The organism is Frigoribacterium sp. CFBP9030 (genome assembly GCF_034045195.1).
In the GTDB taxonomy this organism is placed as follows: Bacteria; Actinomycetota; Actinomycetes; order Actinomycetales; family Microbacteriaceae; genus Frigoribacterium.
The window spans coordinates 171,186-182,279 of sequence record NZ_JAXCWG010000006.1; the positions used below are offsets into that span (position 1 = coordinate 171,186).

9 protein-coding genes, 1 pseudogene and 1 riboswitch are annotated in these 11,094 nt (G+C 73.3%); of the genes and pseudogenes, 3 read left to right on the forward strand and 7 right to left on the reverse strand.

The genetic code is table 11. From position 1 onward, the window contains the following. Positions 1-71: 71 nt before the first annotated feature. The 5 genes and pseudogenes from ribB to SOM13_RS09200 form a co-directional block, all read right to left on the reverse strand. Positions 72-731 (reverse strand): annotated as a pseudogene (gene ribB, locus SOM13_RS09180) (3,4-dihydroxy-2-butanone-4-phosphate synthase); the annotation flags it as partial. Further along, complete coding sequence (locus SOM13_RS09185) at positions 728-1,471, reverse strand: riboflavin synthase (protein WP_192058864.1); 744 nt, start codon at positions 1,469-1,471, stop codon at positions 728-730. The gene SOM13_RS09185 and the pseudogene ribB, both read right to left, overlap by 4 nt. 194 nt (positions 1,472-1,665) lie before the next feature. Continuing rightward, a riboswitch (FMN riboswitch) is annotated at positions 1,666-1,803 on the reverse strand. A gap of 85 nt (positions 1,804-1,888) precedes the next feature. Beyond that, complete coding sequence (locus SOM13_RS09190) at positions 1,889-2,653, reverse strand: pentapeptide repeat-containing protein (protein ID WP_320479502.1); 765 nt, start codon at positions 2,651-2,653, stop codon at positions 1,889-1,891. A gap of 227 nt (positions 2,654-2,880) precedes the next feature. Then, positions 2,881-4,305: an L-serine ammonia-lyase gene (locus tag SOM13_RS09195; RefSeq protein WP_192058867.1), complete on the reverse strand. Its 1,425-nt coding sequence runs from the start codon at positions 4,303-4,305 to the stop codon at positions 2,881-2,883. A gap of 32 nt (positions 4,306-4,337) precedes the next feature. Next, positions 4,338-4,967 carry a MarR family winged helix-turn-helix transcriptional regulator gene (locus SOM13_RS09200; protein ID WP_320479503.1) on the reverse strand — a complete coding sequence of 210 codons (630 nt, stop codon included), beginning with the start codon at positions 4,965-4,967 and terminating at the stop codon, positions 4,338-4,340. 89 nt (positions 4,968-5,056) lie between these two features. Between SOM13_RS09200 and SOM13_RS09205 the strand changes: the two genes are divergently transcribed. Beyond that, positions 5,057-7,261 carry an MMPL family transporter gene (locus SOM13_RS09205; RefSeq protein ID WP_320479504.1) on the forward strand — a complete coding sequence of 735 codons (2,205 nt, stop codon included), beginning with the start codon at positions 5,057-5,059 and terminating at the stop codon, positions 7,259-7,261. Positions 7,262-7,402: 141 nt separating this feature from the next. On the opposite strand, the gene SOM13_RS09210 is transcribed toward SOM13_RS09205, so the two are convergent. After that, the gene (locus tag SOM13_RS09210) at positions 7,403-8,044 is read right to left on the reverse strand and encodes a thermonuclease family protein (protein WP_192058874.1); all 642 of its coding nucleotides are present in this window, start codon (positions 8,042-8,044) and stop codon (positions 7,403-7,405) included. Next, a complete protein-coding gene (locus SOM13_RS09215) occupies positions 8,041-9,420 on the reverse strand; it encodes an MFS transporter (protein ID WP_243215702.1) in 1,380 nt (459 codons plus the stop codon). Before SOM13_RS09215 ends, SOM13_RS09210 begins: the two co-directional genes overlap by 4 nt. A 185-nt stretch (positions 9,421-9,605) precedes the next feature. On the opposite strand from SOM13_RS09215, the gene SOM13_RS09220 reads away from it, so the two are divergent. Together SOM13_RS09220 and SOM13_RS09225 are read left to right on the forward strand one after the other, a co-directional pair. After that, positions 9,606-9,746, forward strand: coding sequence for a hypothetical protein (locus tag SOM13_RS09220; RefSeq protein ID WP_192058878.1), 141 nt, complete (start codon positions 9,606-9,608; stop codon positions 9,744-9,746). A gap of 196 nt (positions 9,747-9,942) precedes the next feature. Further along, positions 9,943-11,094, forward strand: a 1,152-nt coding sequence (locus SOM13_RS09225; protein ID WP_320479505.1) for a carboxypeptidase-like regulatory domain-containing protein, incomplete at its 3' end; no start/stop codon positions are given.

The following is an 11,094-nucleotide window of genomic DNA, read 5'->3' on the forward strand; positions in this document are numbered from 1 at the left end:
CGGTCTCCTTCGGTGAGAGTGTCGGTGGTGCCGGTGATGTCGGTGGTGTCGGTCGAGTCGGGAGCCGAGAGGTCGCGGTCGCCGAGCCACCGGATCAGCTCGGCGATGGTGATGACGGGGACGCCCTCGCGGGTTCCGAGCTCGAGCAGGCCGGGGAGGCGCATCATCTCGCCGTCGTCGGCCACGATCTCGCTGATGGCGGCCACCGGGCGCAGCCCCGCCGCCTTCATCAGATCGACCGAGGCCTCGGTGTGGCCGTCGCGCTCGCGGACTCCCCCGTCGCGTGCCCGCAGCGGGATGACGTGACCGGGGCGGTGCAGGTCGTCGCGCACGCTCGACGCCGACGCGAGGACGCGCAGGGTCGTGGCCCGGTCGGAGGCGCTGATCCCGGTGGTCACGCCGGTCGCCGCGTCGACGCTGACCGTGTAGGCCGTGCCGCGGTCGTCCTCGTTGCGGGCGACCATCGGGGGCAGGTCGAGCCGGTCGGCCTCGGCGTTCGTCATCGGGGCGCAGACGAAGCCCGACGAGACGCGCACCGTCCAGGCCAGCCACTCCTGCGAGGCGAGCTCGGCCGAGAGGACGACGTCGCCCTCGTTCTCACGCGACTCGTCGTCGACCACGATGACGGGTCGGCCGCGCCGCAGGTGCTCGAGCGCGGTCTCGATCGACGCGAGGGGTGTGGTCGAGCCGACCCGCGCCTCCTCGGTCGTCGCGGTCGGCAGCCCGGTCACGGTCGCTCCTCGCCGGCGGTCGGGTCGGTAGCGGTGAGGTGGTCGGGCGCGGCGGACGCGGCAGGAGCGGGTGCGGCGGGTGCGGCGGACTCGGAAGGTGCGGGAGGCGTGACCGGCGTGACCGGCGCTGCGAGCGCGTCGAGCCGGAGCATGCGGCGGACGTGCCGGGCCAGCACGTCGGTCTCGACGTTGACGGCGTCGCCGACGGTCTTGGCGCCGAGCGTCGTCACGGCGAGCGTCTCGGGGATGAGGCTGACCTCGAACCACCCGCTCGGGGCCCCCGGCTCGCTGATGGCGCTGACCGTGAGGCTGACCCCGTCGAGCGTGACGGACCCCTTGTCGACCAGGAGCGGTGCGAGATCGTCGGCGAGGTCGAAGCGCACGCGACGCCAGGCCTCGCCGTCTTCGATCTCGACGACCCGCGCGGTGCCGTCGATGTGGCCCTGCACGATGTGCCCGCCGAGGCGGTCGCCGACCCGTGCCGCCCGCTCGAGGTTGACCGCGTCGCCGGGGCCGAACGACCCGATGGTGCTCATGACGAGGGTCTGCCGCATGACGTCGGCGGTGAACGTCTCGTCGTCGTGCTCGACGACGGTGAGGCACACCCCGCTGACCGAGATGCTGTCGCCGTGGTCGGCATCGGCGACCGCGAGCGGGCCGCGCACGGTCAACCGCACGCTGTCGCCCTGATCGTCGATGCGGACGACGCTGCCGAGCTCTTCGACCAGACCGGTGAACACGTCAGCGCACCGCCCCGCGCACGATCGCGGCGGACCCGGCGAGGGGCTGAGCCCCCACGGGTCCGTCGAACGCCGTCGCGGCGCATCGCGCGGTGGTTGCGGTGGTGCGTGTCATGTCGTCCTCCGGTCGTGGTGAACTCCGGGGACGCGACGCAGGGTCGCAACGGCCCACCGCTCGCTGACGAGTGGTCGGGCCCGCGCTGCCTCTCATCCGGACTATGACCGTCGGTACCGGGATTCCACCGGTTCAACCTCGGCGCCTCGGTGAGGAGGTGCCTCGGGTCGCGGACTGTGACCGCCGGTTCAGATTTGCACTGACCCCGGAGCGCGTTGCTCTGACTGCACGATAGCACCGGGGGCCCCGGCGATCCCGGCTGTTCGACGTGGGCGTAGCACCGCGCGGCGGGCCACCCTCGGTCAGTCGACGACGAGCCCCAGATGCGCGGCGAGGACGGGGGCGAGCATCGACAGCTGATCGTCGTCGATCGTGGCGCCGCTGAGACCGGCGAGACCGTCGATACGCGAGAACGACGTCGTGCGCAGGTCGGTATGAGCCAAGGAGGCGCGGGTCACATCGAGCGTGCCGACCCGGCAGTCGACGAGCGCGACCCGCAGCGCCGTGACCCCGCCGAGGTCGAGTTCGCCGATGCTGCACCCCTCGATGACGACGTCGGTCAGGCGCGCGCCGCGCAGATTGAGGTAGTCGATCTTGCCGCCGACGATGCGGACCGACCGCAGGTCGGCGTCGAACAGCTCGGCCGACCCCCATCGCGGTCGCTCGACCCGCACGTCGTGCCAGGTGCTGCGCGACGCCGCGAGCTCGGGGGCGAAGGAGTCGCTGAGCACCGACTCGACGAAGCGCGCCCCGCGCAGCCGGGCCGCACCGAGGCGGGGCGACTCGAAGACGCACTCGCTGAACCACGTGCCCTCGAGGTCTCGGTCGGTCAGGTCGGCGCCGACGTAACGCTCGAGCTCGCGCGAGTCGTGCGGCCCGGGCAGATCGGTGCTGGGGTGGTCGGTGCCAGTGTGGTCGGTGCCGGTGCCGGTGCCAGTGCCAGTGCCAGTGCCGTCCGAGCCGACGTCGACGAGGCCCCGCGGGTCGACCGGGTCGAGGCGCGGGGCGTCGGTGCCGTGCTCGACCGACGCGACGGAACGGGCGGCGGAGCGGCGAGGCGGTGTCATGCGACGAGGCTAGCGGCGGCCGCCGACATCACCCGCGCCTCCTCGGCTGGACGGCTCGGCGTGGGTCGACTCGGCCCGGCGACCGGTGACGAAGAACCGCGTTCGCGACGATGAACCGGGATATATCGCGGTTCATCTTCGCGAACGCGGTTCATGGGCGTGCGGGACGCGACTCAGCACGAACTCGGCACTGAATGCCGGCGTGCGGGACGCGACTCAGCACGAACTCAGCACTCGATGACGTTGACCGCGAGACCCGCCCGGCTCGTCTCCTTGTAGCTGTCTTTCATGTCGCGACCGGTCTGGCGCATCGTCTCGATCACGGTGTCGAGGCTGACGACGTGACTGCCGTCGCCGAGCAGCGCCATGCGGGTCGCCGCCACGGCCGTGCCGGCGGCGATCGCGTTGCGCTCGATGCACGGCACCTGCACGAACCCGCCGACGGGGTCGCAGGTGAGGCCGAGGTGATGCTCCATCGCGATCTCGGCGGCGTTCTCGATCTGGCGCGGGGTGCCGCCGAGCAGCGCCGTCAACGCACCGGCAGCCATTGACGACGCCGACCCGACCTCGCCCTGGCAGCCGGCCTCGGCGCCCGAGATCGAGGCGTTGCGCTTGTAGAGCGACCCGATCGCGGCCGCGGTCAGCAGGTAGGTGCGCGCCAGCTCGTGGTCGGTCGCCCCGTGGAACCGCATCGCGTAGTACGCCACCGCCGGGATGATGCCGGCCGCCCCGTTGGTCGGCGCCGTGACGACGCGCCCGCCGCCGGCGTTCTCTTCGTTCACGGCCATCGCGTAGGCCTGCAGCCATTGAGCGGGCAGGTCGGAGGCCAGCAGCGAGGAGGCGCGGCCCTGGTCGATCGCGGAGCCGCCGAGGGCGTAGCTCGTCGCCCGCTCTTCGTGCTGACGGAGCATCGACGCGAACTGCCGGGCACGCCGCGGCACCTTCATCCAGCCCGGGAGCACCCCCGTCGCCTCGAGACCGGCGTCGACGCAGGCCCGCATCGCGGCCCACCGCGCGTCGAGACCGGCCGAGGCCGCCTCGGCACCGTGCAGCGCGACCTCGTTGCGCCAGGCCAGCTCGGCGATCGACGCCCCCTCGGCGTCGCAGAGCCGGAGGAGGTCGTCGGCGTCGACGAAGGCGAAGGGCGCCTCGGCCGTCGGCACCGCGTGCTCGTCGTCGCCGTCGCGGACGACGAAGCCGCCGCCGACCGAGAAGTAGACCTCGCGGGCGATGCTCGAGCCTTCGACGTCGAAGGCCTCGACGCTCAGGGCGTTGGGGTGACGGGGCATGCGCGTGAGCGGCGCCATGCGGAGGTCGTTGGGGGCGAACGCGATCTGGTGACGACCCAGCAGCCGCAGACCGCCGCCGTGCTCGACCGAGGCCTGCATGCCGGTGACCACGTCGGGGTCGCACGACTCGGGGTCCATGCCCGCGAGACCGGCCAGCACCGCCGACGGGGTGCCGTGCCCGAGACCGGTCGCGGCGAGCGAGCCGTAGAGCACGGCCTCGACCCGTGCGACGTCGGTCAGACGCCCGTCGGCCTCGACGGCCAGCAGGAACTGCCGGGCTGCCCGCATGGGCCCCACGGTGTGCGAGCTCGACGGGCCGATGCCGATCGAGAAGAGGTCGAGCGCCGAGACGTGGTCGGTCACGTGCCACCTGCCTTCCGAGTTCCCGGACGACGTTACCCGCTGCCGGCGACACCAGCCGAGGAGGCGCGGGTCGGCTGCGCCCCGCCGCCCACCTCGCGCGCACGCTCGGCCATAGCCCCCGACATCCCGTCGAGGAACCGGCGGACCGTCTCGAGCTCCCCCTCGTCGAACTCGGACATGACGCGGTCGCTCATGACGCCGAGCGGCCCGAAGAAGGCGCCCGCCACGGCACGCGCGCGGTCGGAGTAGCGGACGAGCACGCGGCGACGATCGGCGTCGTCGCGGCTGCGCTGCACATGACCGACGCGTTCGAGTCGGTCGATGACCCCGGTGGCGGCGCCCGACGTGACGCCGAGCAGCTCGCCGAGCCGCCCCGCCGTGACGGGGTCGCCGCCGCGCTCGGCCTGCATGACGTGCAGCAGCGCCTCGAGGTCGATGTGCCCGAGACCGTGCTGGGTCGCGAAGGCCTGCGCCACCTTCTGCGACTCGGTCGTGAGGCGCTGCATGTGGGTGACGATGTCGTCGGCCAGCGGCGAGCGGTCGGGCCGCCCCTGCCGGTCGGCCGGGCGGGGCCCGTCGGGCGGCAAGGGCTGCGCGGCGTCGTTGCGCGCTGCCCGCCCGGCGGGCACGGGGGACGTCGTGGGGTGGGTCGGGTCGGGCATCGGACCTCCTGCGTCTCGATTGTGGCGCACGCCCCTGTGATCTGCAATAGTCTTAGCCGCTAAGACATTCAGTGACCGAAGGATTCTCCGTGCGCACACTCGCCCGATTCGTCAGCGGCCGTCGGACCGCCTGGGCCGTCCTGGTCGCCACCGCGGTGGCCGTGGCCCTCCTCTTCGCCTTCCTGCCGTCGAGCGAGGGCGACGCCGCGCCTCCTTCGGGCGTGCCCGCCTCCAGCCAGTCCGCCGAGGTGACCGCCCTGCTCGACCGGTTCCCGAGCTCGGACACGACCGTCGGCATCCTCGTCTTCAGCGACGGGGGCGACACCCTCGACGACCGGGCGCTCGCCGCGATCTCGGCCCGCGCCTCCGCCCTCGCCGAGCTGTCGACCGCCCCGCAGGCCGTCCGGCCCCAGATCAGCGACGACGGGACGGCCGCCCTGATCGCCGTGCCGCTCGACGCCGACGAAGCCGACGCCGACGTCGCGGGTACGGCGACGGCGCTCCGCGACGCGGCCGGCGCCGATCTCCCCGCCGGCCTCGAAGCGTCGCTGACCGGTCCGATCGGGTTCCAGGACGACATCGCGAACGCGTTCGCCGGCGCCGACTTCCGGCTGCTGCTCGTCACCGTGATCGTGGTCGCCCTGCTGCTGATCGTCACCTACCGCAGCCCCGTGCTCTGGATCGTCCCCCTCGCCGTCGTCGGCGCCGCCGACGCGCTCGCCGGTCGTGTCGCCGCCGCCCTGGCCGAGCCCCTGGGCATCACCATCGACGCGTCGATCTCGGGGATCCTCTCGGTGCTCGTCTTCGGTGCCGGCACGAACTACGCCCTGCTGCTCGTCGCCCGCTACCGCGAGGAGCTGCTGCGCGAACCCGACCGGCACCGCGCCATGCGCACCGCCGTCACGAGCGCCGGGCCCGCGATCGCCGCGAGCGGCGGCACGGTCGCCCTGAGCCTTCTGACCCTGCTGCTCGCGTCGCTGTCGGGCAACCGCGCCCTCGGCTTCGCCTGCGCGGTCGGCGTCGTCATCGCCATCGTCTTCGCCCTCGTGGCGCTGCCGGCGGCACTGGTGGTCTGCGGTCGCGGGCTCTTCTGGCCCTTCGTGCCCCGCGCCTCCTCGGAGGCCGTCGACCACCCGCAGACGACTGCAGGAGGCGCGACCCACCACGCGGCCCCGCGCCGCGGCTTCTGGGATCGACTCGGTCGCGGCGTCTCACGTCGTCCGGCCGTCGTGGCCGTGTCGGCCGTGGCGGGCATCGGCGTGCTCTGCCTCGGGCTCGGCGGCTACGCCGTCGGACTGTCGCAGACCGACCAGCTGCTCGGCGACCCCGAGTCCGTGTCGGCGCAGGTGATCGTCGACGAGTCGTTCTCGGCCGGGCTGACCAGCCAGACGGTCGTGCTCGTGCCGACGGACTCGGCCGACGCCGCCACGGCGCTGGCCGCCGACACCGCGGGCGTCGAGTCCGCGACCACCGGAGAATCGTCGGACGGGCTGACCCGCATCGATCTGCAGCTGACGGCCGAGCCCGAGAGCGACGAGGCCTTCGCGACGATCGACCGGCTGCGGACGGCGTACGCCGACGCCGACGGCGCGGGCGCGGGCGCGGGCGCGGGCGACGGTGCAGGCGCGGGCGACGGGGCCGGCGCAGGCGACGGGTCCGTGTCGGAGGCGCTGGTCGGCGGCAGCGACGCGACCGCCTTCGACACGAAGGTCGCCGCGCAGGCCGACATCGACCTGATCGCGCCGATCATCCTCGCGATCGTGTTCGTCATCCTCGCGCTGCTGCTGCGCTCGCTCGTCGCGCCCGTGCTGCTGATCGCGTCGGTGCTGGCGACGTTCTTCGCGAGCCTCGGGGCGTCGACGTGGCTGTTCCAGAACGTGCTGGGATTCCCGGCGCTCGACACCGCCGTGACGTTGTACGCGTTCCTGTTCCTGGTGGCGCTCGGGGTCGACTACAACATCTTCCTGACGACCCGGGCCCGCGAGGAGGCGCTGGTGCATGGCACCCGCGAGGGCATGGTGCGCGCCCTCGCCTCGACGGGGGCCGTGATCACCAGCGCGGGCATCCTGCTCGCGGCCGTCTTCGCCGTGCTCGGGGTGCTGCCCGTGGTGGCGCTGACGCAGGTGGGCGTGATCGTCTGCATCGGCGTGCTGCTCGACACGCTCGTCGTGCGGACCGTGCTCGTGCCCGCCCTGGTCTTCCTGCTGGGCGATCGATTCTGGTGGCCCGGACTGCGGCGGGCCGGCGAACCGGGTATCGGCGGGTCGGTGTCATCGGGGGCGGGTCAGCGCTGACCCGCCGCGGATGACGGGAACCCGCCGAACCCGGGGGGCCAAACGCACGCGCGAGCACCGGCACGCACGCGAGCGGGCACGAGCACGCACACGCACACGCACGAGCGGGCACGCGCACGAGCACGCACGCACGCACTCGCGTCAGCGGCAGGCGCCCCAGAGCCCGGTGCGGTCGCGTTCGGCACGGGCCTCGGCCGCCACGAACCGGTCTCGGTAGCGGTACGGGTCGTCGTAGGTGTCTTCGCGTCCGAAGCCGTCGGCGATGAGGTGCTCGTTGAGCATCGTGCCGTCGGGCGACCAGACGTAGCGCAGCAGCCGGTCGTACCGGTCGGCGTCGCCCTGCGAGGCGTCCGACTCGAGCCAGATCGTGGCCCCCTCGGGCAGCCGCTCGGTCGTCTCGGCGCTCGCCTCGGGCCCGAAGCAGTCGACGGGCGCGTCGGGCTTGACGGTCTCCGGGGTGTCGACGCCGATCAGCCGGATCCGCTCACGCTCGCCCCGCACCCGGACGACCACGGTGTCGCCGTCGACCACGCGCTCGACGACGGCCTCGGCCGCACCGGACGGGACGCTGGTCGGGACGGCCTCTCGACCCGCGCCTCCTGGGCCACCGGCGGATCCACCCGCCGGATCGACGCCCGCCCCGTCGCCGAGGAGGCGCGGGAACGCCACGAGGACGACCCCGGCCAGCAGCACCACGAGGAGTCCGAGAGCCCTCCGCCGCGTCAGCGGGCGGCGACGCCCGAGCGGCCGCCGCGACCGGGCGGGCCGCCGTCGGGCGCTCATTCGGCCAACCGGGTTCCGCGCAGCTCGGGCAGCTGCGTCGCGGCCAGCGCGCCGACCACGAACACCGCACCGAACAGCACGAAGAGCGTGGGCGGACCCCCGAGGGCGAGCACGGGCGGCACCGAGAGCGGCGCGACGATCGACGCGATGCGCCCCACGCCCGCGGCCCACCCGGCGCCCGTGCCGCGCAGGGCCGTCGGGTAGAGCTCGGGGGTCACGGCGTAGAGCGCGCCCCACGCGCCGAGGTTGAAGAACGACAGGAGCATGCCCGAGATCAGGATCTGCGCGACGCTGCCGCTGACCGCTCCGAAGCCGAAGAACCCGGCGGCCACCGCCGACCCCAGGAGGAACGACGCGAGGGTGCCTCGGCGCCCCCACCTCTCGATCAGCCAGGCCGAGACGGCGTAGCCCGGCAGCTGCGCGAGCGTGATGATCAGCACGTACTCGAACGACCGCACGAGCGGGAACCCGGCGGCGACGAGCAGGGTCGGCAGCCAGACGAAGGCACCGTAGTACGAGAAGTTCGTCATGAACCAGACGACCCAGATCGCGACCGTGCGACGCGCCATGCCCGCCCCGAAGAGCTGTGCCAAGGAGGCGCGGGTCGGCCTGCTGACGGCCGCGGGCGGCTCGGTGGCCGGCTGGGCTGGTGCCGGCACCCCCGCGGCCTCCTCGAAGCCGCGGACGGTGCGCTCGGCCTCGTCATGCCGGCCCTTCGATTCGAGGAAACGCACCGACTCGGGCATGCGGAGCCGCACGAAGACCGCGTAGAGGGCGGGCGCGGCCCCGATCAGCAGCGCCCAGCGCCAGCCGTCGTCGCTGGTCGGGATGACCAGGTACCCCACGAGGGCGGCGCCGATCGAGCCGACGGCCCAGAACGCCTCGAGCAGCACGACGACCCTGCCGCGGATGCGTCGCGGCGAGAATTCGCTGACGAGCGTCGAGGCGACGGGCAGCTCGGAGCCCAGACCGAGCCCGACGACGAAGCGCAGCACGAGCAGCACGCCGACCGACCACGACAGCGCCGACAGGCCGGTGGCCAGCCCGTAGAGCAGCAGGGTCAGGGCGAAGACCGTCTTGCGACCGAGGCGGTCGGCGAGGGAGCCGCCGACGGCCGCCCCGATCGCCATGCCGGCGAACCCGGCCGAGGCGACCCAGGCGAGCTGCCCGGCCTGGTCGCTCCACACCACGGCCAGCTGCGCGATGACGAACGAGAGCAGCCCGACGTCGAGCGCGTCGAGGGCCCAGCCGATGCCGGAGCCCGCCAGCAGGCGTCGGTGCTTCGAGGTGAAGGGGAGGTCGTCGAGACGCTCGCTGCGGGTGAGGGCCGCACCGGGCGGACGCGCGGTCGCGGGGGCGGTGAGGTCGTCGCTCATGTCGGTCTCTCGGGGATCGGGCGGGGTGCTCGGGCGGGGTGGTCGGGCGGGGACCACGGTAGCGGCAGCCGCCGACACGGCGAGGTCACGAAGCTGCCAACCCGCCTGCCGGTGCGCCCCGCGGCCGCCCGCACGCCTAGGCTCCAGCGACCGGGCCATCGAGGTCCAGGTACGGAGGCGACACCATGGCAGAGAAATCAGCGAAGAAGGACAGCGCGAAGACGGCGGTCCGCTCCCTCAAGGAGAAGCGCGCCGACAAGAAGGGCAAGCGCGACGTCGCCAGCCACGCGGAGGACGCGGTCTCGAAGGTGAAGAAGCGCTCGTAGCACCCCAGGACGACGCCTGACGACGAGCGGCACCGTGCGCCTCACCCTCGTGGGTGCGGTCGACGGTGCCGCGTCGTCGTCCATCGGCCGGGGGGCGCGCGCTCCGGCAGGAATTGAACTAACGTCGGTTTCGCGGCGCGTGTCAGGACGCGTCGCAGACTGGGGCGGCCGGGGGTCGCTCCCGACGGGAGCAGCCTTGAGCCGCGAGAAGTCCGCACCAGCCGAACCGCGCCTCCTCGGCTCGGGATCACCCCTCCGCGGCACGGGACGCCGCATGGCCGCCGCAGGCGTCGCCGTCCTCGTCGCGGTCGCGACGGCGCTCGGAGGGGTGACCACCGCCTCCGCGGCGCAAGGCGGCGACTGGGGGGACTTCACGGTCGAGCGCCTGGCGTCCGGCACCGGCTCGGTCGGCACCATGACGCTCGACGGCGGGTTCCCCGCGACGTCCTTCACCACGAACGCCTCGTCGGCGACCGTCCCGAGCGGTGCGAGCGGCTGGCAGGGTCCGAACACCCCGCCCGGCCTCGAGTACGGCACCAGTCGCGGCACCACGTACCTGAACCTCCGACCCATGCGCGACTCCCCCACCCCGCAGGCCGCCTCGGTCACCACGTACACCTTCGCCTCGGCCACCCCCACGGCCGGCTGGTCGTTCGTGCTGGGCGACGTCGACGCCGACCAGGCGACGATCACCGCGCTGGACGCCGAGGGAGCGCCCGTCGGTTCCGACGCCCTGGGGTTCCAGGGCGTCTACAACTCGTGCGGACTCGCCGGCGGCCCCTCGTGCGCCGGCGGCGGCACCGGCGACGTGCCGAGCTGGGATCCGGCCACCGCGACCCTGACCGGCAACGCCGCAGCCGCGGACACCGAGGGCGCCACCGGCTGGTTCAGCCCGACCGTCGCGCTGTCGAGTCTGACCATCACGTACCAGCAGCGCTCGGGGCGACCGATCTACCAGACCTGGTTCGCGACGAAGACGTTCGCCGCATCCGGTGTCGCGCAGAGCACCGTCGACGGCACGACGACGCCGTACGAAGGAGGCGCGGTGACGGTCGCCGACGCCACCGGACGCGTCGTCGCGACGACGACGACCGACGCCGACGGGCGCTACGCCTTCCCCGCCCTGACCGCGGCACCCGGCTACACCGTCACGATCACCCCGCCCGACGGATCGACGGGTGCGACGACGCAGGACTTCTCGCTGGTCGCGGGCGACCGTGCCGACCTCGACTTCGCCTTCTCGGCCACGACGGCACCCGTCGACCCGGAACCGGACACCGTCGACATCGTCGGCACCATCACCGACGACACCGGCGACCCCGTCACCGACACCCCGATCACCATCATC

Excerpts from the sequence above, each read along its gene's own strand:
- SOM13_RS09190 (WP_320479502.1), bottom strand. The coding sequence starts at position 2,653 with ATGACACCGCCTCGCCGCTCCGCCGCCCGTTCCGTCGCGTCGGTCGAG.
- SOM13_RS09200 (WP_320479503.1), bottom strand. The coding sequence starts at position 4,967 with ATGCCCGACCCGACCCACCCCACGACGTCCCCCGTGCCCGCCGGGCGG.
- SOM13_RS09210 (WP_192058874.1), bottom strand. The coding sequence starts at position 8,044 with ATGAGCGCCCGACGGCGGCCCGCCCGGTCGCGGCGGCCGCTCGGGCGT.
- SOM13_RS09215 (WP_243215702.1), bottom strand. The coding sequence starts at position 9,420 with ATGAGCGACGACCTCACCGCCCCCGCGACCGCGCGTCCGCCCGGTGCG.
- SOM13_RS09220 (WP_192058878.1), top strand. The coding sequence starts at position 9,606 with ATGGCAGAGAAATCAGCGAAGAAGGACAGCGCGAAGACGGCGGTCCGC.